Source organism: Calothrix sp. NIES-2098, assembly GCF_963875125.1.
In the GTDB taxonomy this organism is placed as follows: Bacteria; Cyanobacteriota; Cyanobacteriia; order Cyanobacteriales; family Nostocaceae; genus Aulosira.
The window spans coordinates 1509555-1535494 of record NZ_CAWNKJ010000001.1 but is presented as its reverse complement, the minus strand read 5'-3'; the positions used below and the strand labels follow the sequence as shown (position 1 = coordinate 1535494).

Below are 25940 nucleotides of genomic sequence, written 5' to 3'. Positions count from 1 at the left end.
CTGCAACAGCATGGTGCACGGTCATCAGTTGTCATCGGTGGCTTTGTTGTCAATAAGCCAGTGTCGATAGTGTTACTATTGACTATAGCACAAGTGAATCATTCTTGATTCATAATGGACTCATATCTGATTCAATAGAGACACTTGGCACAGCGTGGAACATAGAAGAACTGTGCCACTGATTCACCGTGGAATCACCCGTTGGTCACCTTAGAATAAATGGTGAATACTCTTTATGCATGATGAACTAATGGCGAGATCGCGACGCTTACAAATTCCTGACTTAGGCGAGTACTATAACGATATGTTGCGGATAGAAGCGGCGTTAAAAAATCGTACCGTCCCGCAAGAAGCACATAGCCTTTTATGCGCTATGTTGCAGCAACGCGATGAGAAACGCCACCGCATGGTCGAACACCTCGCACGAAAACGGCAGATTTCCTTTGAAGAGATGTGGCAGCAACTCCTTGATGGCACCTATGCCCCCCTTGCAAGCGACGAGTTAGACGACCTAGGTGCTGAAGGGAAGGAATGACCCCATTGTGTGCAAGAAGAGAAACTGCCAACCTCTGCTCTTCATCATGGATGGGGTGCTGGCGTATCCATACCTTTACTGATACTTTAAACAATCTTTTTACGCACTTTCCCTCGTGTGCAAAGAAGTGGCTCGTACTCTTTCTTCCTCAGGCGTGAACGCTTTAGCCAATCTCACTTTAGACATATTTAGTCCTAAAGACGGATATAACTCCATCGGAAGAAGTCCTCTGGAGTTATACTTACAGTTAACCTTTTATGAATAAAACTTGCATACACGAGTGCTAGCTCGGTCGTATGCTATTTCTTCTTGTATTGTAGCAGTCAAGGAGTAAAACGCGACATACTATTCTTTGTCTCTCCTCACCATACTCTCTTCTTTCAACGGTATCGTGCTCAATCTGGACAAAGAACAGGAATGTTGGCTTTTCTCTCTGGCTCATAGGAAGATAGCATTTGCTACGTAAGAGCGCTTGTGTGTGCGGGGAAGGAGTCTCTCATGTCCGCACCTGCGACACTGTCCGTTGAATCTGCTGCGCTCTCCTCTGCGTCTGCGTCTCCTACGAGTTTTCCTACGCTTGACGCCTTTAAGGAATTTATTCGTGAATTATGCTGTGAAAAAAGCGGGATTGACCCAGTACTCTTTGAAGCGTGTGTGGAATTCCATGAAGCATTAGAAGTGACGGCAGGGCATGATGCCGTCACCCCCATTCACGAAGAATTAGGCTGGGAACTGCGCCGCTTTCGGCACTCGTTAGATACCGCACCACTGTATGCTGCCTTTTTCCGCAATGAAGATGGCTCCCTGTGGCAAGCAATCGTGAGCATCTGGGATGACCAGAAACAGCGCCCGTATTGCTATAGTGCACCAAAAGGTAATGGCGATCACCTGTTTTTACCTCCTCTCCCTTCAGCGATTCGGCAGAAGATAAGCGATCGCTATGAGGTGGAGGTGCCACTTGAGGGAAGCTTTTGGGAGTGGGCACGCTCTTCCCCCATTCCCCGACTGCTTACGGAAGGAGCTAAGAAAAGTTTAGCGGCGCTCTCAGAAGGGTATCTCTGTCTTGCCTTATATGGCTGTACCTGTGGAGTAGGCACTCATCGCCACGGTAGGCGCGTTGCCCCGTACCTTAAACCAGATCTACACACCTTTGCCTCTGAAGAAAGTCAGTGGCTGTTTGGGTTTGATCGCGATGAGAAACCAAGTGCAATTAAGGCAGTCACCCTTGGAAAACGGCGGTTAACCAGTGCGTTACGTGACGTGCACTGCCACGTAGACGATCTTCTATGGACAGCCGCAGAAGGTAAAGGCATCGATGATGTTATCGTGGGCGGTGGCAGTGCACTTTTTGACACGAGGTACCAGCAGGCGTTGCAACGCCTTGAGCGACAATTTCATCGTGACTACGGCGAGCCAGCCCCACGCATTCCCAAACCAGATATTTTCGCTACCTCGATTGCCGAAGACTATACAGGAAAACTCCTATGGAATGATGCGCATAAAACCTGGATGTGGTATGAGCTATACCAAGAAGGCGTATGGAGTGCCGTAAATGACCACTACATCGACACCCAGATTCAGCGTCTCCTTCAAGCACGCGATATTCGGGGCTATGGCAGCGATGCCTATATTGTCAACATTCGTAAATTCTTAAGCCGAGAGCTTGTCACCTTTTCTTGGGATGAGCGGGAAGGGATACTGCCTTTTGTTGATGGAATTGTATCGATTGAGACGGGAGACTTTGCGCCACACTCGCCAGACAATCGGCTCACGTGGTGTTTACCAAGAAAGTACCATACGCCACTTGTTGCCGATTGGGGGCAGATTCGAGCGTGGTTAGAAGAGGGGTGGCCCCACCCTACTGATCAAGAGTTACTGCTCTGTTTTGCCGCCGCAGTCCTGCGGGGGCGCTACGATTTACAGAAGTTTTTGTACATGGTCGGCACAGGCGGCAGTGGCAAAGGCACCTACACGCGCCTGTTACAGCAGGTGTTAGGTGAGCGTAACACCTGGGCAGGAAAGATTGAGCAGCTCGCTGATAAAAATGATTGTGCACGACTGATCAATAAAAAATTAGCCGTCTTTGCTGACCAAGATAAGGTGACTAGTGGCTTACAGTTTTTTAAGAACTTAACGGGGCAAGATGAGCTGACTGCCAAGCGGCTCTACAAAGATGGGTTTAACTTTATCTTTAAAGGATTAGCCTTAATTACCGCCAATGCGCCAGCATTATTGGGGGCTGGAAGCTGGATGAAGCGCCGCGCCTTAGTCATTAACTGTACCCACCAACCAACCCAAGAGAAACACCTTGATGCGCTCTTTGCTCCAGAACTTGCGGCGTTTACCCGTTACCTGTTAAGCATCTCCAACGATCGCATTAACCAGGTACTTCGCGATGAGCGTCCCAGTAGTGGAGAAGTCACCGCTGCGTTTTGGGAGATGGCACAACGTCAGGATTCTATCGCTGCCTGGATTGATGAGTGTCTCGTCTTTGAAGAAGGGGCGTTTACTCAAGGGGGTAATAACAAGGATGAGTGGCAAACCGCTCCATATGACCCCCAGAGTAGTACGCTCTTTGGCTCCTACCACCATTTCTGCCGCAAGACAGGGCTACAAGGCAAAAGCCTCAATAACTTTGCTCCTGAGCTAGAAGAAATGTGCCAGAAGGTGTTAGGGAAAAAGTTTGTCCGCCGCATTCGCAGCACCCGCCGTGGCTTTTACGGCATTCGCCTACGGCGTGAAGGGGAGCCGCGACTGTATGACACCCTGCTCCCGTTCCCTGACAACCCCAATGACAGCTTGAGTGACGACTTAAAACCCTTATCAGTTAAGGAAAGTGACGGGCATGACGACCTTTTCCAAGAAAAAAATTATCAAGAAGAAGTACCTGCGGTAGGGAAAGCGCCTACGGTGTTGCCTTCCAAAGACAGCACAATACCACTGCATTCTAAGGAAACAATAGGAGAAGGTCGTCATAGGTGTCATGATGAAGCCTCAACCCTTGATGCTATAGGCGTTATGGCGAGTGACGACCACTCACCATCTGAGGTGTCACCTACGCCTACGGTAGGCGAAGCTCACTCTTTACAAGAAGCAACGCCTACGACTACCCCACCGTGTTCTTCTTCCTGGCTCCGTGAACTTACCCCTGGCACACGGATACGGTTTCAGCATGATGAAGTGCAAGGCTGGCGTAACGGGGTGCTTCAGGAGATAGTCTTTGAGTCTGGGTTTTTTGTAAAAGCAGTAGTGAAGGCTAGTTTTAAGAAACGTGGGGAGTGGAGAGAACGCACCTACACGGTGGGATGGGAGGATTGGCTACAGCCTCGCATATGATCCGCGCCATCAACACACGACTTTTGGATCACGCAGAAAAGTTTCATACCGTGCGATCGCGTCTTACGCTACTGCACCTCTTTTGGCAGCCATTTATCGTTATATAGCAATCAATCCTTGAATACTATGCATCATTCTTATGAAGGAGTTGAGTCAATTGCTGAAATGATTGCACGCTTAGTGTGTGACTATGAAGCACGACAAGCAGCTGAAGGACAAAAGAAGTCAGCTACACTCGCAGCCGTACCTCTACCACTTTCCCCTCATTCACCACCGCGCACATAATGCACTCCCGCAGCAGGCGTTTTTTGTCCACAGGGTTCTGTATCCCTTTCCAAAAATCCTTGTTGCGGAAGGCAGCGATAATCCGTTCTCGGCTGATCAGCTGCGCGTGGCTGGTTCTTTCGTCACTATCAAGCAGCTCAATAATTTGCAGGCGTAGCTCCTCTTTGGCCGTCTCAATTGCGGGGTTATGACCAGGAATAGACTCCAGCGTTTGCAGTTGCGATCGCAACTCTAGTACTTCTTTACTGTCTGCGGCGGGGGTGCTGGGTTGTTCCCCCAACACCGCAAGGCGTTCTGCTTCCTTGGCAAGAAAGTCAACTATTTGGTCTTCCAACTCAAAATTAGTGATTGCCGTTTTATGCTGGCACATCCCATTTTTCAAATAGTAGGTGCATTGGTAATATGATTTGAATCTGTTATCTCTTCTGCTTTGATAGGTTGCCACCTTGACGAATCTGGCATGGCAGTGTGCACAGACTATTAGCCCTTGAAAAATATTGAGTTTTTGTGGATCGCTGTTCCCGTGTGATGCCCACGAATTTTTGCGATTCCCGCGAATAATGGCTTTAATCTCTTGGTGTTGTTGAAAGGTAATTAAGGTTTGGTCGTCGTGGGTGTTCCAAAACACGCTAATGTCATCGAATGACTTTTTACTTCCATTTTCGTTCAGCGTTCCATACGGAGTACCGCCTGCCAGCACAGGATTTGTTAACCAATCCCGAACGCCTGTCGCCGTCCATCTCAGCCCTGCGTGGGGGTAACGCAGCCCTGCATAAGACTTTTCATCTATTTTTTTCTTGATTGTTTTTAGGGTCAGCGTATCATCTTCATCAAGTGAGTACTGACCGGATTTTTTAACATATTTGTCCGCACATTTTGACGTGATACCAAATAACTCATTTAAGGTTTTTGCGGTTTGGGTGCAGCTGCCCACCTGATAAAAGGTGTTCACTACAAGCTGCCCCACGTCCACCACCGATAACTCTTGCTTGGTCTCAAGCAGACAAATGCAGGGATCGTTATTAAATACATATTTATCTGCTTTAATTTTGTACCCAAACGGCGCATAAAAATTACTCTTCTTTTCTTTGCGCCGGAGTTCACGCTCTTTACGAATTCGTAAGCCGAGCATTTTCACTTCATGCTTGGCGACATCTAAGCGAATATCAACGGTTAATTCTCCCCCGACTGAATCTAAGTCGAAGGGATCATCTAAGGCAATTGGTTTTATTTTTTTCTTTTGCAGTTCACTGATAAGTTTGTAAAAGATTACTTGTGATGCGGCAACTCGATCGATGCGGGTAAAGGTTAAGAATTTGACCTTGTGGTGAGCGGGGAGTTCCTGAACGGCTTTAATTAATTTCAACAGCCCTTTGCGGTCATGCTTGGTACGTTTATCAATATCAAAGAAAATTTTACTCACCCCAGTGTCTCTCAACCGTTGCATTTGTTTGAGAAGCGCGTCCTTGTCCTGCGCTTGCTCATCAGTCGATACTCTCGCATACCCCCACGACTCAAAATCCGCAGCATCCATACACAGTAATCTTTGTCTCGACGACAAAACTTACTTTACACTATAAACGTGGCTTGCACTAAGCCTTCTAAAAACTGCAATGCAATTTTAGAAGCTAATACAGTGGCTCTCGGCGCTAACTGAAGCACATCTTCCACCAAACCGCTATGATCTGGCTCTGTGTGGCTGACAATAATGTAATCAATAGTCTTGGGGTTTACAATACTTTTGAGCGTCTCTAAATACAGTTCGCGAAACTTCTGGTGAGAAGTATCAATCAAAACTGTTTGCTCGCCCCTAATTAGATAGGAATTGTAAGTCGTTCCATTTTGCAGTCCGAATTCGATATCGAAGCGATCGCGATCCCAATCAAGAGAGCGAATCGCCGTTGTGTTAGGGGCAATTTCTACAGTTTGTATAGTTAGCCGATGCTGAACGTTCTCTGCGATCGCTACCATTATTCGTCTCCGAGCGCAAAACAACAGTATTTTTGTCTGCACCCATTGTCCCGATAATTATTTCTTTAAGCTGTAATCAAGGTTAGTTTTTGTAAAAACCAACTTGTAGCAATTGTTGCTCTTTTTCAGCATATTTTTTAACTCAAAAAATATACTAAAAAATCAAATTTATTCCTAGTATAAAGTATTAAATATTGATATTTGTTGGCATAATTTAAAATCCAAAACTATCATACATAACATTTTGTTTTTGACAATCAATTCGTAACAAAAAACATAAAAAAATCTAACCGATGTAGCATTTTTTAGCTTTGATAGTAATTCCCGCAAGCGTGAGAACAAGAAAGAAGTAACTGCCGATGGATGCATATTGCTGTGCTTCAACAGATAATTTTCCTTAACTAAACGGCCTGAACGCATATTTATCTGATTAGTATAGTTTTTGATACTGGGTTGTAGTACTTTCAACAAGTAAAGAACGATGAAAAAGCTGATTAACAAGCCAGAAGATTTTGTTAAAGAAAGTTTAGCAGGTATGGCGGCGGCTCATGGCGATTTAATTCGAGTAAGTTACGACCCCACTTTTGTTTACCGAGTCGATGCACCCGTACAAGGAAAGGTAGCAATTATTTCTGGTGGAGGTAGCGGACATGAACCGATGCACGCTGGTTTCGTTGGCAGAGGAATGCTGGATGCGGCTTGTCCGGGAGAGGTTTTCACTTCGCCTACCCCCGACCAAATGCTCGCAGCTGCCCAGCAAGTTAATGGTGGGGCTGGTATCCTTTATATCGTCAAAAACTACAGTGGCGATGTGATGAACTTTGAGATGGCGACAGAATTAGCTCAAAGTGAAGGTATTCGCGTGCTGAATATCTTGATTGATGATGATGTGGCAGTGAAAGACAGCCTCTATACTCAGGGAAGGCGGGGTGTAGGCACAACTGTATTGGCAGAGAAAATTTGTGGTGCAGCCGCTGAAGCGGGTTATGATTTGCCGCAAATAGCAGATTTATGTCGTCGGGTAAATTTGCATGGACGAAGTATGGGAATAGCCTTAACTTCCTGCACAGTACCAGCTAAAGGTACACCAACATTTACATTAGGCGATCGCGAATTAGAAATTGGTATTGGGATTCACGGCGAACCTGGTAGAGAACGCATTGCTTTAAAGACAGTAGATGAGATTACCGAGAGTTTAGCGCGATCGATTATTGATGATACAGGCTATAGCCGCACAGTTAGAGAATGGGATGAAACTCAAGGGGAATGGGTAGATGTAGAACTGATAGATCCGCCATTAAAAGCAGGCGATCGCGTGTTAGCTTTTGTTAATAGTATGGGTGGTACTCCCATTTCCGAACTTTATCTCGTCTATCGCAAACTGGCACAAATCTGCGAACAGCAGGGATTGCAAATTGTACGCAATCTCATCGGCCCCTACATCACATCTTTGGAAATGCAAGGATGCTCCATTACTCTTTTGAAATTAGATGATGAAATGCTGCGGCTATGGGATACACCAGTGAAAACGCCAAACTTGCGTTGGGGTTTTTAATCTTAATTGGATTACTTGGGTCACTTTTCAGAGCCTGCATATAGTACCATTACCTTTCCGTTAGCAGTCCATCTATCTGGCAGGTTGGATCTTGTAATTGTTTTGGTAGTATTGCCTTGTGTTTCTTCAACCCAGATTTGATAGGTATCTTGGTCGTAATATGCCTCAGCAACGCCAGCAAAAGAACCAGAAGAATTGACAATGCGAAAGATCGGATCTTTTGGGTTTTGCTGTTCTACCGCGTAAATAAAAGCACCGAGAAGTTCGGTTGAGCCGCCATTGATGGTTTCAATTTTTGTTTTACCTTGCTCTGTTTTTAATCCTAGAATCCAAAGTTTAGCGCCACTATTAATGACATTAGTTTCAGCTTTTCCTTCAGGATTTAGCTGGCGTGCCCAAATGTGTTGATCGGGGTTGAGGAATCTCAGTTTACCCATAACAGCATCATCAATAAATAGATCGCCTTTTCCTTTACTTTCTAAGTCAAGCCCTGAGATACTACGGAAAACAACGGTGCGATTAGAAACATTTTTCCATGTTACCTTTGTGCCATATTGAATCAAGAAATTTTCAACAATCAAGGTTGGTTGACTGCCGTTTTCTACAACTATCTCTCCATTACCGTCAATCCATCCCTCAGTTCCGATAAATCTTCGTACTTTACCTCTAAGTCGCAGAGATCCATTAATTGTAAAGTTTCCCGTTTGTGGTACAAATACTGTAGTTGCGCCAGAATCTATAGCTTTTTGGAAAGCAGCTGTATCATCTTTTCGATCGTTGGGTTTTGCACCAAACTTCTCTACGCTTACCCAAGTTTTCGGATTCTCCCAAGCTAGCTTAGGAAATTGCTTAATCGGTAGTTGAAGCGATGCCTTCTGCAATCTCTTTGATGTTCGCTTTGGTAAAGGAAACGCAGAAACAATAGAGTCAGAGGTAAATTCATCAATTACAGCTTTGGCGATAGTTTTGGTAGTACCGTGCCCGTTACTGAAGAAAATGTTTTTATAGCCAGAAGATACTACATTTCGGGCATAGACAAACCCTGTAGAAGTAATGGCGGAGAGAGTTTTTGCTTTGCCACGACCGATGAGTTTAGCGTTCAACAGCGTTAACGTACTTCCGGGATCGTAGCCTTGATTGGGATTTTTGCCATTGATAATTGCTGGTACGGAATTAAAACTACTAAAACCCTCAAGGCTCATTACTTGTCCGCCATTGTAGATACCTGCTTGTCTTTGATCGCGGACTGTAATGTTCTGCAACGTCAGGCTGTTAATACTGTTGTTCGTGAGTATGCCGTTATTGAATCCGACAATCTCAACATCTTCCACTAGTAAGGGGCCAACTTCACCATGAGTGATTGCCAGACCAGTTGTTCCCTGTCTATCAGCAGAGATAATTTTAACGCTGCGTACTGCTCCTTGATTATTCGCGGCAAAATTGAGTCCTTGTGCGCCAGGATTATTCTTCCCGATATTAATAGTGAGATTCCTCACGGAATTACCGAACCGTTGCGCTACCAGACTTGCCTTGAAATTTTCCGAATTGGAATTGAGATCGGGGTCAAAACCTGTCGAGATAACTGGTCTAGGCTGCTTGGGATTTTGGAAGTTAGGAGATTTATCCTGGAGTTGGATAATTACACCGTCTTTACTTTCGCCTTGCAGAATAGTTCGCTTATAGTCGGAGGCATAAGGCTTACCTGTGGGCCAATGCAGAGAATTAGAGATGTTATACACGCCATTCGGTAAATAGATAAATCGTCCCCCACCAGGAAACTTACTCAGCGCTTTTTGAATAGCCTCGGTATCATCCTGACCATCATTAGGTATAGCACTATATTCTGGAGAGGTGACATTAATGACACCTGCATTCTGGGGAAAAGTAATCTTCTCTTTCGGTTTAGCGATCGCCGCACCAAAAGCAACAATCTGATTTTCACTATTTTTGTTAGGGTCAACGCATGTAGTAGTTAGGAAAGTTATTAAGAATAATAAAGGGAGTAGTTTTAAGACTAATGCCCGAATACGAATCATAAATGCATATTCCCTTGGCTAATTTCTACTTCCTACTCTTACATCAGCTAAACAAACATAGCCGTAAAAATTCGGATATATTGCTACGATACCTTGGCCAATATTACCAAACTTACAAGAGGTAACAAATGGTAAGTAGAGAACAGATTCTGCAATGGTTACAAGCGTTTGCTGCTGAAATAACACAAAATAAACAGTATTTGACGGAATTAGATGCAGCTATTGGTGATGCTGACCACGGTATTAATATGGATCGCGGTTTCCAAAAGGCGATCGCTCAGTTACCGACAGTTGCAAATAAGGACATTGGCAGCATTTTAAAAACAGTCAGCATGACTTTGATTTCTAGTATTGGCGGTGCAAGCGGCCCTCTTTATGGCACTTGGTTTTTACGCGCCAGTACAGATATGGCTGGTAAGCAAGAACTGACTGAGCAAGATTTACTGAGATTGCTTCAGTCCGGTTTAAACGGCGTACTTCAGCGTGGTAAAGCCCAACTGGGAGATAAGACAATGGTGGATGTACTATCTCCAGCAGTGGTGGCTTTTGAACAGGCTGTGAGTGGAGGTGAAGATAAAGTGACAGCTTTGCAACAAGCAGTAGCCGCCGCCGAACAAGGGATGAAAGATACAACGCCAATGCTAGCGAAAAAAGGACGGGCGAGCTATTTGGGAGAACGCAGTATCGGACATCAAGATCCAGGGGCTACCTCTGCTTATTTGATGTTGAAATGTTTGTTGGCGGTAGTGCAAGATTAAAGAGTCATTAGTCAAGAGTCAAGAGTCAAGAGTCAACGGTCAATAGTTAATTGTCTCCCTTGTCTCCCTTGTCTCCCTTGTCTTCCTTGTCCCCACACTCCCTTGCCCAATAATTGAAACTTTGCAGAGACGTTACATGGAACGTCTCTTGTTGGTTAACTGAAGATGCGGTGTTGCAAAGAGGGCATTTGACGGCGGACTTGTTCTAAGCGAGAGGGTTTGATTTCGGCGATCGCAATTCCTGGTTGTTCGCCAGCATCGGCTAAAATCACGCCCCAAGGGTCGATAATCATGGCGTGTCCGTGGGTTTGGCGTCTAGCGTAGTGGGTACCGGTTTGGGCGGGCGCAATGACGTAACAGGTGTTTTCAATGGCTCTGGCTTGTAGTAATGTTTGCCAATGGTCTTTACCTGTAAAGGCAGTAAAGGCTGCTGGCACAAAAATTACATCGGCTCCTTTGTCTGCCAGATGTCGGTACAATTCTGGAAAGCGAACATCGTAGCAAATAGAAAGTCCTAAATTCCCTAATTTTTCTGAGAAATACACGGGCGGGAGTTGTGTACCAGCCATGACTGTGCTGGATTCTTGATAGGTGTTGCCATCAGGGACATTAACATCAAATAAATGTACTTTGTAATAGCGAGAAACTTCTTGACCGCTGGGATCTATGAGTACAGTTGTGTTATAAAATTTGCCTGTGTTTTCTACAAGCACAGGAAAACTACCGCCGAGGATGGTAACTTGAAAGCGCTGGGCCATTTTTTTGAGAAATCTTTCGCTTTCGCGAGCGATCGCCTCTGCTTGGGCGAGTTTGTCTTTTTCTTCTCCCATAAAAGAAAAGTTTTCTGGCAAACCAACTAATTCAGCACCTCGACCCACGGCAAGTTCAATTAATTCTTCTGCCTTTGCCAAGTTTTTGTATAAATCCGGCACGCTAGTTAATTGGATAGCAGCTGCTAAATAAGGCTTCATAGATTCGACAACAAACAATGAATTGTGTGAGGTAGATTCTCAAATATATCGTTACTTAAAGCTCTGGGGAACTCAATTAGACCAACGTTAGCATTGCTTTTCTTTAAGCAGCTCGTAATATTTATCATCTAAGCTTAATCTTCCTATAGGTGATAGGAAACTGACCACATTTCAAGGTAGGTTGTTATCAAATGTTGATAAATGCTATCTGCTGTGGATACCTCTGCTCTCGTTCAAACATTTATTGCTGTATTTGTCCTAGCGGATGCTATAGGTAATATACCGATAGTGCTGATTTTAACCAAAGGCATGACACCAGAGGACAGAAACAAAGTTATAGATAAAGCGGTTATTGTGGCGATCGCAGTTCTGTTACTTTTTGCTTTCACTGGGCAACTGATTTTGACCTATTTGGAAATCAGCATGGCATCTTTGCGAGTAGCTGGGGGACTGTTGCTGCTGTTAATTTCTTTACAAATGTTGCGGGGAGAACTTAATACCCCCATTACCGAGGAAGGACATGATGTTGCAATTACGCCTTTGGCTTTGCCATTATTAGCCGGACCGGGTACTTTAACAACGGTGATGTTGTTAACCTCAAGATCGCCTAGCCCTCATATCGGTGTAGTGTTGGGGATTGTGGCGGCGATGTTCATCAGTTGGTTGATTTTACGTCTGGGAACCTACATCGATAAATGGATTGGTGCTGAAGGTGGGGTGATTGTCACTCAACTTTTCGGTTTTCTGTTAGCGGCGCTAGCGGTGGAAGTCGGTAGTGCGGGAATTCGGGAGTTATTCTTCAAGTAGAAAAATTTTCTGGCGACATCCTCAGCGCTATGCGTCTATGATTTGTTTAGGTCTTGGCTTCTAGCCTTTGCGATCGCCTAAATTTTTGTGACAGTTAAAGTATTGTGCCGATCGTAAGCGTCAAATTTTTTTACTCATACCCGACTTTTTAAATGTGTAATATAATGTTACCCTAACTGCGATCGCCACAATTACTTACATCTTTGCATTACTACATCATAATTAATCATAAATATACAAGCAGGCTCAACTAAATAGTTGTTATAGCCTAAAAATCTTTGGCGAATTTAACTAATAAATGCCGAATTCTGACTGTATCTAAAATTTGTTAAAAATCCCTGACTTTTCGCTGTAATACCGGAATTTTACCCTATTTATTCTAGCTAGCGCGATCAAAGTCTAATTTAAAATTCTTTTTATACAAAATTATAATAAATTCAACTTCAGCACAAGAACATTGTGATTTTGCTAACAAACTAGTGTGTTCCCTTTTTCTGTCATTGGATAGAAGGTTAAGGCTGAATTAAACTCTAATGTAATCGTTATGTCTCTACTTTCCATTTGGATTGTATTTACTGATAAATTACTCATTAATGAGAAATTTCGTACTTCTAAGTATAGACATCAGCTTAAACAAATTCGTATTGCACCATAGGGCTGGTCTTCTAGGCAACTAGAAAACATCTAATCACTCTTAAGGTAGATCGATATCTACTATTTTTAGCAGATATAAGTATATGTGAAATCTTCGATCGGGGTTTTACTTACTCTGCTGTATATACAATTCCCAGGTTATTCAGTTAAAGCAACTGATAGTAATTATGTCTAGTTATCTCAGCGAACTCTACGAATTTGATAATTACGAAAAGGCTGAAAGTAAGTTTCTCACTCCTTTTCAACGCAAAGTTTTAATCAAGAATCTGCAAATAGATTTGCAACCAGAATATCGCCGTCGGATTGAAATTATGTTGCTGGCAGATAGAGGTAAATCTCAAATCCAAATTTGCCAGATATTAGGTTGCTCTCCGCATATGGCAAGGTATTGGATTGGTATGGCTAAATCTGGTTTAGCTCATAAATGGCACGAACAACCAATAGGAAGACCGCGAAGCGTTAACGAGGAATATTTAGAAAGATTGAAGGAATTAGTTAAGCATAGCCCGCGCGATCATGGTTATCCATTTCATTGCTGGACGGCTAATTGGTTAAGCAAACATTTAGCTCAGGAATTTGGAGTTGAAATTAGCGATCGCCACATTAATCGCTTGCTCAAACAGATGGGTTTGTCTACAAAACAAAAGCAGAATAAACACCAACCAGCAACGGATAATACCAACGATTCGGGAATTATTATTGATGATCTGCAATTACCCTGTGAGTCTAATTTGCAATGGACGCTGAATCTGAGCGAAATCACTAATTCTGCTTTTTAGGTGAGTTTATGCCTTCAGAATTTCCCCCAACTAAACTGGCTGAACAACTCACCCAAACCTTGGGTGTAAATATTTCAGAACAAGAACTACTAGACGCTGTTAAAGCTATAAAAATCCACGAACCACAAATTGCAAAATTATTCTGGCAAGCAGCAGGTTCAACACCAGGTATTTACATAGTTTTAACAGGAAAAGTTAGACTACTAGACACATCTCATAATTTAATCGCAACTTTCTCTACAGGCGATTCATTTGGGCATCTGACTCTTTTTTCCCAAGAAGAATTTAGCCCTTATAATGCCAGGGCTTCTACTAATTTAAAGCTTGGTTATCTTCCAGGCGATATTTTGCAAAACTTAATGAGCAGATATCCAGAGATTCAGCAGCATCTATATCACCAAGCAGAAGCATGGGATTTATTGTTGTTATGTTCTCAAAATTCCCCAGAGCCTCGCATTGCTCCTGTGGAAGAGACGTTGAAAGTTTTGTCTCTGTTTCAACAACATCATCTAGAAATAGGCTACTTACCACCACAACTGACTCAAGATAGCAAGTTATGGCTGTTACGTCGTGGGGAATTACTACATTCAGATGGTCGTACTTTAACCCCAGGAAGAATTTATCAGCCTTCCAGCCGCAGTAATCGCGGCGGTGGTTGGCAAGCAATTCAACCTACAGAACTTTACAGTCTGAGCCATTTAGACTGGCAAACAGCATTGCAACACTTACCACAATTAACAGAGTTCGTTACTTCTGATACTAAGGACTCGGAGGAAGAGGAGGAAGAAGATACACTCTCTGAGAATGAAGAAGTTCTGAGATATAGAGATGATGTCCCCTTACATTCTCGTTCTCGGACTTCCAATTCTTATACATTCCCTACAGGATCTCCTCAACGTCAAACAAGACCAGCTAAACGCCGCGCTTACTTTCCCAACCCCAGCGTCACCATCAACCATTGGTGGGGAAGAATCAGCAAGCGCTATCCATTCTTTCAACAGCAGAGTGCTTCTGACTGTGCGGCGTCTTGCTTGGTAATGATTGGGCGCTATTGGGGTAAAAACTTTAGTTTAAATCGGCTGCGAGATATCGCTAATACGAGTCGCAGTGGCGCATCATTGCGGGGTTTAGCAGCAGCCGCAGAGACCATAGGCTTTTCTACACGACCTGTAAAGGCTAGTTTCGATAAATTAGCACAACAACCTTTGCCTGCGATCGCACATTGGCAAGGCAAGCATTACATCGTCGTCTATGAAATTAGCAAAAAACGGGTAATTGTTGGCGATCCGGCGATCGGACAACGCACTCTCACTCCTAGGGAATTCACCGCCAACTGGACTGGTTATGCATTGTTATTACAACCCACATCGGAATTTAAAGAAACCGAGGAAGCAAATACACCATTTTGGCAATTCTTTGAGTTAGTCAAACCACACTGGTTAGTATTGCTAGAAGTGGTGATTGCTTCGATATTTATTCAAGTATTTGGGTTGGTGACACCACTATTAACTCAGTTACTTTTGGATCGGGTAATTGTGCAAGGTAGCACTATCACCTTACATGCTATTGGTTTAGGCTTATTAATTTTTGGGCTGTTTCGAGTCGCCGTCAATGGATTGCGACAGTATTTATTAGATCACACGGCGAATCGAATTACTTTATCGATGATTGTGGGTTTTATTAAACACACTTTCCGATTACCTTTATCGTTTTTCGAGTCGCGTTACGTCGGTGATATTATTTCTCGCCTCCAAGAAAATCATAAAATCCAACGCTTTTTAACTGGTGAATCCCTGTCAATATTTCTCGATTTATTAACAGTATTCATCTATATCGGATTGATGTTTTGGTACAGTTGGAAAATGGCATTGTTGGTATTGGTAATTTTACCACCTATAGTATTAATTACCGTTATCGCCACGCCATTTTTACGCCGTATATCCAGAGAAATATTTAATGCGATCGCAGCTGAAAGTAGTTACCTCATTGAAGCCCTCACAGGTATTAAGACTATCAGATCGATGGCAATTGAGCAGACAGTGCGTTGGAAATGGGAGGAACGCTTACATCAATCAATTAAAAAAGGATTCTCTGGGCAAATTATTAGTAATCAACTGCAAATTGCCAGTGGTACTATTGAAACTATCGCCACCACTAGCTTACTCTGGTTTGGGGCTTGGTTAGTAATTCAAAATCAACTAACGATTGGACAGTTAATTGCCTTTAATATGTTGTTGGGTAATGTGATTCGTCCATTTCAAAGGTTGGCTGTGCTGTGGAATCAATTACAAGAAGTGATGATTTCGAGCGAGCGAATTAATGATGTCTTAGAAACCGAACCAGAAGAAGATTTACAAGCTTCACCAAAGCAGTTTCTTCCCAGATTGCGTGGTTACATTCGGTTTGAAAATGTCACATTTCGCTATCATCCCGAAAGTGAGATGAACATTCTGGAAAATATCAGCTTTACAGCGCAGCCAGAACAAACAATTGCTATCGTCGGACGTAGCGGTTCTGGTAAAACCACACTTTCTAAATTAATTTTAGGTCTTTATCCCGCTACCGAAGGCAAAGTTTTAATTGACAATTATGATTTATCTAACGTAGCTTTCAAGTCGCTGCGTTCTCAAATTGGGGTTGTGGATCAAGATACCTTCTTATTCGGCGGTACAATTCGCGAAAATATTAGTATTGCTCATCCTGAAGCGACTCTAGAAGAAGTTGTCGAAGCAGCACATTTAGCTGGAGCAGATGAATTTATTCAGCAATTACCAATGGGCTATGAAACTCCAATTGGTGAAGGTGGCGGACTTCTATCTGGAGGACAACGACAACGGTTAGCAATCGCTCGTGCTTTATTAGGAAATCCCTCGTTATTATTATTAGATGAAGCTACGAGCCATCTTGATGCTGAATCAGAACGCATCATTCAAAATAATCTCAAAACAATTACTCAAGGACGTACAACCCTGATAATTGCACATCGCCTTTCCACTATACGCAATGCTGATTTGATTTTAGTTTTAGATAAAGGTGCATTAGTGGAAAGCGGTACTCATGAGGAATTAATTAAAACCAAAGGTTATTACTACTACCTCAACCAACAACAATTAGCTCAAGCTGTTTGATTTTTACTCAAAAATATACGATTTATTTTGAAATATATGTAAGGGAGCCACTGCGTTGGACGGGTTCCCCGGCTTGTAGACGCCGGAGGCGGTGAGCCAGTCCGGTGGACGGGTTTCCCGGCATAAAGGAACTGGCGAACCCGTAAGGGCTTCCCGCAGGGTAGCAAGTGGCGTTGGGCAATGCCCACCCTACATACTACTTGAGTCTTTATCACCAGCATTTAAGCAGAAAAAAATCGAATAAAAGGTCAAAAATTATGCCAAACCGTTCTGACAATGCATTAGCATTTCTGACTACACCACAACAACAACAGCTAGAATCAGCTAGCGATTTAACTGAGCGTAATTATCAACCTAAATTAGAAGATGAAGCTACAGATTGGTATTACGGTACAGAAGAACTATTAGATGCCTTACCTAGAGTTTGGACGCGCTCTTTACTGTATTTAATTTTAGGCTTTGCAGGTATTGTTTTACCTTGGTCGATGCTATCAAAAGTTGATGAAACTGGAATCGCTAGAGGTAGGATAGAACCCAAAGGATCGGCACAAAGATTAGATGCAGCCGTACCTGGAAATATCACATCTGTGAAGGTAGAAGAAGGTCAAACCGTAGCAGCAGGACAGGTATTAGTAGAACTAGAATCTAACGATCTAAAATCAAACTTACAGCAGGCTCAGACAAAGTTAGAAGAACAACAAAACCGACTCTCACAGTTAGATTTAATCAAAAATCAAGTGATGTTGTCGATTAACGTTCAGGAGCAACAAAACCGCGCTCAAGAATTAGAAAAAATGTCTCAAGTGCAACAAGCACAGCAAAATGCTGATTCTAAACAGAGTACATTTAACGTCCAAAAATTAGAAAACCAGGCTCAAGTAGATCAAGCTAAACAAAACATTTATTCTACTAAAACTTCTTACACATTAAGTCAAACTCGTTTGCAGAGAGATTTAGCAGAGGTTGAACGCTTTCGTAAACTTTGGAAGATGGGAGCAGTACCCCAAATCAAAGTTGTAGAGTTGCAAAGACTTAGCGATGAAAGCCAGAAATTGCAAGTTGTTGCTGAATCCGATCGCAAGCAGGCAAATTTGCGCTTACAAGAACAACAAAGCCGTTATCAAGCAGTTATAACTCAAATACAATCAGAAATTAAACAAGCAAAACTGCGTTTACAAGAGCAGCTAAATAGCTATCAAAGCGTGGTGCATACTGGTAAATTAGCTCTGCTAAAAAATCAAGAACAATTAAAAGATTTGCAAACGCAAGTCGGCTCTTTAAAAGCAGAAATTACTCAAACTAAAAGTCAGATACTAGCTTATAAATTCCAGTTATCTCAACGAGTAATTCGCTCTCCTATTGATGGCACAATTTTCCAATTACCGATTCAAAAACCTGGAACTGTTGTTCAACCAGGTCAAATGGTCGCTCAAGTTGCGCCTAAAGATTCTGCTTTTATCCTCAAAGCCCAGATGCCAAGCAATCAAACTGGATTTTTGCGTGTAGGTATGCCAGTTAAAGCGAAATTCGATGCTTATCCTTTCCAAGATTATGGTGTAGTTGAAGGAACGGTAAGTTGGATTTCTCCTGACTCCAAAATCCAAGAAACTAATGCTGGGAGGATTGAAACTTATGAGTTAGATATCATGTTAAATCGTCCTTATATCCAGGCAGCAAACAAACGCGTTACCTTAACCCCTGGTCAAACTGCTACGGCAGAAGTAGTTATTCGCCAACGCCGTGTTATCGACTTTATTTTAGACCCATTTAAGAAGTTAAATAAAGGAGGTTTAGAGCTTTGATAAATAGTTATTTATGTTTAGTTTTCTACTAAGTTTAAATAACTAATTAATCTTAATGAGGATTTGAATTATGCCCAAAATCATGAATGTATCTGCGGTCGAAATTCTGCACCATCTGAAACTGAACTGTCAAATTCCTATTGTTCTGGAGGGAATAGCAACTAGAATAATTATTGCCGAAGCGGTTAAGAAAGCAGGCATTACAGTTGAGCAAAAAGAACTGCAACAAGCAGCAGATAGCCTGCGGTTAGCCAACCAACTCGTAAAAGCTGATGACACTTGGGCTTGGCTGCAAAAACATTACCTTTCTTTAGATGATCTTGAAGAAATAGCCCAAATTAACTTGCTGTCTGCAAAGTTAGCAAATTATTTATTTGCAGATCGAGTTGAAAAATTCTTTGTGGAAAATCAACTTGATTTTTTTGGTGCTGTCACTTATGAAGTCATCTTAGATGATGAAGACTTAGCTTTTGAACTGTTTTATGCCCTACAAGAAAATGAGATCGCGTTCTCAGAAATTGCTCAAAAGTATATTCAAGAAATAGAGCTACGCCGCACTGGTGGATATGACGGTATACGCTATCGCAAGGATTTTAAACCAGAAATTGCTGCCGCAGTTTTTGCTAGTCGTCCGCCGCAGGTAATCAAGCCAATTATTACTCAAACAGGAGTGCATCTAATTTTTGTTGAGGAAGTTATCAAGCCTCAATTGAACGAGCAGTTGCGTCTGAAGATATTAGGAGATTTATTTTCTGCTTGGCTCAAGCAACAACTGGAAGAAGTCAAGGTTGTCGCACACCTTGATTTAGATAATCAGGAACTAGCAAAACTTGCTTAATTCAGATGCGTTAAGACAAAATCAAAGCAAATACCAAATTTACATATTTAGTCTGGTTTTAAATATAGTCAACAAACCAGGGTGAAGATTTAAAATCCAAAGTTAAAATCAGGGAGCATCTACCTTTTATTTCTGTAGGACTTACGCATTGACAGGAAATAGAGTATGTGAATTGCCTTAAAGGGAAGTGAAGCGGGATAAATTAGCATAGGTCAAAGCCTCATGCTGGGGAGCCTACTCCCAGTATACTTTGCCTAAAAGAAGACATTCTCGGCACAGTTAAGCATCTAAAAATCCTTGAGTGAAAGACTTGTCTAGTTATGTTTGAATGTCTAGATTGCAATAGGTGATAGCTTCCCTAGCATTACGCCAAGGTATCAGCGATAACCAACTAACTTAACACCAATCCCATTCTTTAGTTAGAGGTTAGGTTTAGTTGAAAGCTTTAAGGTTCAGGTATTCATTTGTAGTAGTTAATTTTTTTTAGTAGTCTAGAAGGCTGATACGAAGGGTAAATTTTTTCAAGAGACTTTTACATACCTCTCGCTAATAAGCTTTTATCCTACACTGTTCTCCGCTCCTGGTATTAGGGTTTGGACAAACAAATTTGTCCAAACTCCAAACTGCGATAAACAAAACAGCAAGCACGGGAGACAATAGACATGAGCCAACCAATTAAAGTTGAAAAGACGGTAACGATTAACAAACCAGCAGAGGAACTCTACCGCTTTTGGCATAACTTTGGAAACTTGCCGCGCTTCATGAAGCATCTCAAAGACGTAAAAGTAAACAATAATCAGCGAGAGTCCTCCGGACACGCTACGCGATCGCACTGGACGACCAGTGGGGTGTTAGGTGGAAGTGTTGAATGGGATGCAGACATCATTGAAGATCGGGAAAACGAATTGATTGCTTGGGCTTCGGTTGAAGGCGCAGATGTTGATAACTCTGGTTCTGTCCGCTTCCAGCCAGCACCCGCCAATCGCGGTACAGAGGTAAAGGTCGTCACGAAATATAACCCGCCTGGTGGTGCGATTGGAGCTACCATTGCCAAACTCTTCGGCGAAGAACCAGAACAGCAGATTGGAGATGATTTACGCCGCTTCAAAATGCTGATGGAAACAGGCGAGATTGCAACAATAGAAGGTCAACCAAAGGGAGGTTAAAGATTATGAAAGCACTTTGCTGGCACGGCGCTAACGATGTACGAGTTGATACAGTACCCGATCCAAAAATCATCAATCCGCGTGATGCGATTGTTAAAATAACGTCAACGGCGATTTGCGGTTCTGATTTACATCTTTATGACGGTTACATCCCCACGATGGAAAAGGGCGACATCCTTGGTCATGAATTTATGGGGGAGGTCGTCGAGCTAGGTAGTGCCGTCAAGAATGTGAAGATAGGCGATCGCGTTGTCGTCCCCTTTACCATTTCCTGCGGCTCGTGTTTCTTCTGCAAAAAGGATTTATGGTCGCTTTGCGATAACTCCAACCCTAACGCCTGGATACCGGAAAAACTGATGGGTCATTCTCCATCTGGTCTTTTCGGCTACTCCCATATGATGGGTGGCTATGCTGGAGGTCAAGCTGAATATGCCCGCGTTCCCTTTGCCGATGTCGGTTTATTCAAGATTCCTGATGGACTAACAGACGAACAAGTCCTGTTTCTGACGGATATCTTCCCCACTGGCTATATGGCAGCGGAAAACTGCGATATCGAGCCAGGAGATACTGTAGCGATCTGGGGCTGCGGCCCAGTCGGACAGTTTGCCATTAGAAGTGCATATATGCTAGGTGCCGAGCGCGTCATTGCGATCGATCGAGTTCCCGAACGCCTACAGATGGCGAAAGACGGTAAGGCAGAAGTTCTTAACTATGAGGAAGTCGAGGTGGGTGAAGCATTGAAAGAAATGACGGGTGGTCGCGGCCCCGATGCTTGCATGGATGCTGTGGGAATGGAAGCCCACGGTACGGGTCCTGATGCGTTTTACGACCAGGTAAAGCAAGCCGTGCGTATGGAAACCGACCGACCCACTGCCCTAAGGCAAGTGATTGTTGCCTGCCGCAAAGGTGGCACTGTGTCAATTCCTGGTGTTTACGGCGGCTTTGTAGACAAGATACCGATGGGTGCTGCCATGAACAAAGCTTTGACGTTTAAAACGGGACAAACGCACGTTCATAGGTACTTGCGCCCGTTACTCGAGCGCGTCCAAAATGGCGATATTGACCCATCTTTTGTAATCACCCATCGTCTGCCGCTAGAACAAGCACCGCACGGCTACGAAATTTTTAAACACAAGAAGGACAACTGTATCAAGATCGTGCTCAAGCCAGGTCAGGCTGCCTAAAACCCCACAAGAACACGAAAAAACCAAGTCTAGCCAACACTTTAGGAGGTAGAGATGACAGAAGAACTTACAAATAAGAAAGTTGCCATTCTGGTTACAGATGGCTTTGAGCAAGTTGAAATGACTCAACCCAAGCAAGCCCTTGAGTCAGCAGGTGCTCAAACCCACATCATTTCACCGAAGAGCGATCGCGTTCAGGGCTGGAACCATTTTGACAAAGGGGATTTTTTCCCGGTAGATGTCCCCCTCGATCGAGTAAATCCAGCCGACTATGATGCCCTCCTGCTTCCCGGTGGTGTTGCCAATCCAGATCAACTTCGGACTCAAGCTAAGGCGATCGAGTTTATAAAGTCCTTCTTCGATACTGACAAGCCGGTAGCGGCGATCTGCCACGGACCTTGGACTCTGATCGAGGCAGATGTGGTGCGCGGACGGCGGATCGCCTCGTGGCCGTCGCTCAAGACCGATCTCCAGAACGCAGGTGCCCAGTGGGTAGATCGGGAAGTTGTAGTTGATAACAACCTCGTGTCGAGCCGCAAGCCAGACGACATCCCAGCCTTCAACCGGGAAATGATCGAGCTGTTCAGCCATGCAGGGCAGGTACGGCAGATAGTGTGAGAACTCGGAGCGTTAATCAGGAGGACAGGTATGGAACAGCATCGATTTGGTTCCACGCAGCGCGAGGTGGCAGCGATCGGTCAAGGAACCTGGTACATCGACAACGGTGACCGCGCCTCTGCGATCGCTGCTTTGCGCCAAGGACTCGATCTCGGCATGACCCATATCGACACAGCCGAGATGTACGGTAGCGCCGAGGAGGTAGTCGCCGAGGCGATCGCTGGACGACGCGATCGGGTTTTCCTGGTTTCCAAGGTTCTTCCTGGAAATGCTTCTCGCAGAGGGACGATCGTAGCCTGCGAGAAATCCCTCGCTCGACTTCATACCGATCGGCTGGACTGTTATCTGTTGCACTGGCGCGGTCAACACCCACTGGAGGAGACGATCGCTGCCTTCGAGCAGCTTCAGCATGAAGGGAAGATTCTCTGCTGGGGCGTGAGCAACTTCGATGTGCCTGACCTTGAAGCAGTCCAGAAGATCGCTGGCGAGGGTTCTCTCGTCTGCAATCAAGTCCTTTACCATTTGAAAGAGAGAGCGATCGAACATGCTGTGATCCCCTGGTGTGAGAAGCATGGGGTCGCCGTAGTCGCATACAGCCCGTTCGGTCATGGGGATTTTCCCAGCTCGCGCACAACCGCAGGTCGCGTACTACAGGAAATCGCCGCCGCCCATAACGCCACCCCTCGCCAAGTCGCGCTCCGATTTCTGGTGCGGCGTTCCTCGCTCTTTGCAATCCCCAAAGCATCCAACCCCGAACACGCCGCTGAAAACGCGGGAGCTGGGGAACTCAATCTGACCCAAACCGAACTCGATCGAATCGACGCAGCTTTCCCGACCGGATCTCGTCCCCGCGTGCTTCCCACGCTGTAAGCCTGATTGGCTCGCCTGCTGGCTGCCTGCCCATGAATTGAAGGCACCGCGCTGATGGAGAAGAGATTTTTGTTACGGGAGCAGTATGAACCCAAGGATTTATTTAGGGATAAAGAAAACAGGCGATCGCAAAGTTGTCTTGAGGACATTTATACTTTGAAAAGCGCCTGGTGTGGATCGTACTGCACCCTTGTTGCTTGCAATGATATTGGAGGGGATCTTTGCAATTAGCAATCTTGATTACTCTAATGTGGTATAGACATCTTCGGAGCCAGGATTGATGTAAGGACGTTTTAATTCAATTTGCTGTTGGGCAAAATGCTTGAGAATTAATAGCATCCGATTTTCTGCTGACTCGTTTCCTTGTTCCCATGCTTCTAGCAATCCATTGGTAACAATTTGACAACGGTTTAATCCAAAACTTTCTTTCTCTGCAAACTTGCTGTTAGGTTCCTCTGCTAAACCAAGTCCCGGTGCTAACAATTTTGTAAATAGAGGTACTTCTTCGCCAAAATGATACTGATGCTCTGCATAAACAGACTTTAGCACTGGCCAAAGGTTTGCATAGTAGCCTTTTTCAATGTAGAGTACTGCTGTATCATAGCGATCGTAGCTAACAGGATTGTATAGCGCCTTAAAAGTAAAAGGAATCGGAATTTTGTTCAGTTGTCGTGTGAGGCTATGCATAACTGCAACTGCACCCTCAGGGCTTAAATTGAAGTAGACGCGTACTAGTTGGCGATCGCGTCCTTGATGTACAGTACTATACTGTCCTAAATTGCCAACTGCTAGATAAAATCCATTTTGGGTTAAATAAGGAGGCATTTTAATTGCTACCACATCGCCAATAGTTGCATTAACTTGTTGAGAATGAAGATGGCGATCGCGTTGTATATGTAAAGTTAACTCTCCTTTTTTTACCGCTAAAGTTCCGTCACTCTCTACTTTCAGTACTTGCCAACCTTCATCAAAGTAGCCTTTACCACTATTAGCTGATTCCAAGCGATCGGAAAAATCAACATCTATTCCCAAATAAGTATTATTTTCTAAATTCTGGAGCATTATAGTATCAATTTCTTTGGCATTCACAGCGAGAATATTTCGGAAAGCACCATTATAGTAGATATGGTAGAGAAAACTAGTTAACTGCGATCGCAAAACCTTGGACTGTAAAGGTAATGGTAATTGCTGAAAGCGGCTAATGACCTCATCTGATAATTCTAAAAATTTGTAATCTGGATGAGAAATACAAAAGTTCGATTGAATTTCCACTTTGCTAGCAATATCCTGTAGAGTAGCTAATAATTGCTTTGTGGAATAATTTAACAATTGCTGTGGAAGCAAATCTAACAATTGCATAATTGTCTGCCTATAAATAATATTACTTAACTGCATATAAAGCTGGACGATGAGTTAGTTCCATAGCTGTGACACCAAATACTGTCGGGATTGATTGTTCCGGACGACACAACAAACTCTTCGCTACCTGAAGCATACATATACCCTGATTACTAAAGGTTTTTTGGTGTTGGATAATTGACAGAATAGTTAATACCAAACCAAGACCAGCGAATTGCACGACTTGCTGTAAAAAATTTGGACGTAGCTTTAAGATATCTGGAAATTTATGCAAATAAGCTCTCGTCAATGTAGTAATAGAAGGCTGAACTAATTCCAAAGGAGTTTTAGCTAAGTTTAATGATTCTTCTAAACTAATGGTTTTATTAGTTATTAAACTTAGTAGCCATGCTTGGAGATAGCTGGAAATAAGGATTCCTAAATCGTAGGCTGGGTCTCCCCAAGTTGCTTTTTCCCAATCAATTAGGCGAATAATACTATTCGCGGATGGTAATTTTTGGGAAATCGTTTCTTGCCAACTATTATCTAGTAAGATATTATTAAGCTTCAGATCGTTATGGCTAAGACAACAAGGTTCTATAGATTTTATTAATTGTGCGATCGCCTCTCTTAAGCTATCGTAGCGCTGATAGAGTGCAAAGAATTTAAGCGCATCCGCAGAAAGGGAGCTAGCAACTTCTGGAGTTAAGCGTTCAACACTGAGAATTAGCTGCAAATCATCGTGAACGAATATCTCTGAAGGCAGTAATTCTTGATATTTTGAACTGTTTATCGTCAGTTGGTGAATAGAACCTAAAGTAGCTCCAATAGTGGCTGCTATTTCTAGAGGGAAGATATTCTCTTTAGTATAGAACTCAGCCAAATCGCGATATCGATCCAGATAATTAAAAACAATAATGGAATTTTCTGCATCAAAATAAATAGGCTCTGACAACGAGGAAACTAAATGGCTAAATTCGGGCATTTTTCGTAAGATACTTTGAATTTGCCACTCTCTATAAAATTCATCCGCAGTTTTTTCTTGTTTTTTTTGTCGTTCTTGTTTGATTAACAGCTTTTGTTCTGTTGGCAATGTCAGCAACAAGTTGAAATTTTTAGCAGGTTTAATTTCAATATTACTCATCTCTTGCTGTTCAAGAGTACAAATTTCTCTGTCAATCAAGTAGCCAAAAACATTTTGAGGACTTAAGATAAATCTCATAGCTTTAAGGTTTTTGAATTTTTAGTAATTAGCAGGGTAAGAAGTGCCCATCAAAATCTGCATATAAGGCAAAATACTAAAGATATA

Annotated in this window: 18 protein-coding genes and 1 pseudogene; 13 read left to right on the top strand and 6 right to left on the bottom strand. The window is 43.3% G+C overall.

All coding sequences use genetic code 11. The annotated features are described in order from the left end of the window. Nucleotides 1-235 precede the first annotated feature (235 nt). Together AACU33_RS06380 and AACU33_RS06375 are read left to right on the top strand one after the other, a co-directional pair. Nucleotides 236-535 (top strand): hypothetical protein, encoded by a 300-nt coding sequence (locus AACU33_RS06380; RefSeq protein ID WP_096587608.1) that lies wholly within the window; start codon nt 236-238, stop codon nt 533-535. Between the two features lie 498 nt (nt 536-1033). Further along, on the top strand, nt 1034-3871 hold the full coding sequence (locus tag AACU33_RS06375) for a DUF3854 domain-containing protein (protein ID WP_096587606.1): 2838 nt from the start codon (nt 1034-1036) through the stop codon (nt 3869-3871). Nucleotides 3872-4100: 229 nt separating this feature from the next. Here the strand turns inward: AACU33_RS06375 and xisF are convergent, their stop codons facing one another. Both xisF and AACU33_RS06365 read right to left on the bottom strand, forming a co-directional pair. Continuing rightward, complete coding sequence (gene xisF, locus AACU33_RS06370; RefSeq protein WP_096587605.1) at nt 4101-5690, bottom strand: fdxN element excision recombinase XisF; 1590 nt, start codon at nt 5688-5690, stop codon at nt 4101-4103. Between the two features lie 44 nt (nt 5691-5734). Further along, nucleotides 5735-6127, bottom strand: a pseudogene (locus tag AACU33_RS06365) (MBL fold metallo-hydrolase); the annotation flags it as partial. A 481-nt stretch (nt 6128-6608) separates the two neighbouring features. Between AACU33_RS06365 and dhaK the strand changes: the two are divergent. Continuing rightward, nucleotides 6609-7682 carry a dihydroxyacetone kinase subunit DhaK gene (gene dhaK, locus AACU33_RS06360; RefSeq protein ID WP_096587603.1) on the top strand — a complete coding sequence of 358 codons (1074 nt, stop codon included), beginning with the start codon at nt 6609-6611 and terminating at the stop codon, nt 7680-7682. Nucleotides 7683-7702: 20 nt separating this feature from the next. Here the strand turns inward: dhaK and AACU33_RS06355 are convergent, their stop codons facing one another. Then, complete coding sequence (locus tag AACU33_RS06355; protein ID WP_096587602.1) at nt 7703-9718, bottom strand: glycosyl hydrolase family 28-related protein; 2016 nt, start codon at nt 9716-9718, stop codon at nt 7703-7705. A 128-nt stretch (nt 9719-9846) separates the two neighbouring features. On the opposite strand from AACU33_RS06355, the gene dhaL reads away from it, so the two are divergent. Continuing rightward, a complete protein-coding gene (gene dhaL / locus AACU33_RS06350) occupies nt 9847-10476 on the top strand; it encodes a dihydroxyacetone kinase subunit DhaL (protein ID WP_096587600.1) in 630 nt (209 codons plus the stop codon). A gap of 155 nt (nt 10477-10631) precedes the next feature. Here the strand turns inward: dhaL and AACU33_RS06345 are convergent, their stop codons facing one another. Further along, a complete protein-coding gene (locus AACU33_RS06345; protein ID WP_096595159.1) occupies nt 10632-11447 on the bottom strand; it encodes a carbon-nitrogen hydrolase family protein in 816 nt (271 codons plus the stop codon). A 213-nt stretch (nt 11448-11660) separates the two neighbouring features. On the opposite strand from AACU33_RS06345, the gene AACU33_RS06340 reads away from it, so the two are divergent. From AACU33_RS06340 to AACU33_RS06300, 9 genes are all read left to right on the top strand, one after another. Continuing rightward, nucleotides 11661-12254 carry a MarC family protein gene (locus AACU33_RS06340; protein ID WP_096595158.1) on the top strand — a complete coding sequence of 198 codons (594 nt, stop codon included), beginning with the start codon at nt 11661-11663 and terminating at the stop codon, nt 12252-12254. Between the two features lie 821 nt (nt 12255-13075). Beyond that, the gene (locus tag AACU33_RS06335) at nt 13076-13687 is read left to right on the top strand and encodes a helix-turn-helix domain-containing protein (RefSeq protein ID WP_096587599.1); all 612 of its coding nucleotides are present in this window, start codon (nt 13076-13078) and stop codon (nt 13685-13687) included. Nucleotides 13688-13695: 8 nt separating this feature from the next. After that, nucleotides 13696-16815, top strand: coding sequence for a peptidase domain-containing ABC transporter (locus AACU33_RS06330; RefSeq protein WP_096587597.1), 3120 nt, complete (start codon nt 13696-13698; stop codon nt 16813-16815). Nucleotides 16816-17072: 257 nt separating this feature from the next. Beyond that, nucleotides 17073-18617, top strand: a complete 1545-nt coding sequence (locus tag AACU33_RS06325; protein WP_096587594.1) for an HlyD family efflux transporter periplasmic adaptor subunit — start codon at nt 17073-17075, stop codon at nt 18615-18617. 70 nt (nt 18618-18687) lie between these two features. Then, nucleotides 18688-19455: a peptidylprolyl isomerase gene (locus AACU33_RS06320; protein WP_096587592.1), complete on the top strand. Its 768-nt coding sequence runs from the start codon at nt 18688-18690 to the stop codon at nt 19453-19455. Nucleotides 19456-20117: 662 nt separating this feature from the next. Beyond that, nucleotides 20118-20621, top strand: a complete 504-nt coding sequence (locus AACU33_RS06315; RefSeq protein WP_096587590.1) for an SRPBCC family protein — start codon at nt 20118-20120, stop codon at nt 20619-20621. 5 nt (nt 20622-20626) lie between these two features. Further along, the gene (locus AACU33_RS06310; RefSeq protein WP_096587588.1) at nt 20627-21805 is read left to right on the top strand and encodes a zinc-dependent alcohol dehydrogenase; all 1179 of its coding nucleotides are present in this window, start codon (nt 20627-20629) and stop codon (nt 21803-21805) included. A gap of 54 nt (nt 21806-21859) precedes the next feature. Further along, on the top strand, nt 21860-22423 hold the full coding sequence (locus tag AACU33_RS06305; protein ID WP_096587587.1) for a type 1 glutamine amidotransferase domain-containing protein: 564 nt from the start codon (nt 21860-21862) through the stop codon (nt 22421-22423). Nucleotides 22424-22453: 30 nt separating this feature from the next. Then, nucleotides 22454-23293 (top strand): aldo/keto reductase, encoded by an 840-nt coding sequence (locus AACU33_RS06300; RefSeq protein ID WP_096587585.1) that lies wholly within the window; start codon nt 22454-22456, stop codon nt 23291-23293. Nucleotides 23294-23533: 240 nt separating this feature from the next. Here AACU33_RS06300 and AACU33_RS06295 read toward each other — a convergent pair whose 3' ends face one another. Then, nucleotides 23534-24652 (bottom strand): T3SS effector HopA1 family protein, encoded by a 1119-nt coding sequence (locus tag AACU33_RS06295; RefSeq protein ID WP_096587583.1) that lies wholly within the window; start codon nt 24650-24652, stop codon nt 23534-23536. A gap of 22 nt (nt 24653-24674) precedes the next feature. Beyond that, the gene (locus AACU33_RS06290) at nt 24675-25853 is read right to left on the bottom strand and encodes an aminoglycoside phosphotransferase family protein (protein ID WP_096587582.1); all 1179 of its coding nucleotides are present in this window, start codon (nt 25851-25853) and stop codon (nt 24675-24677) included. Nucleotides 25854-25940: the final 87 nt, after the last annotated feature.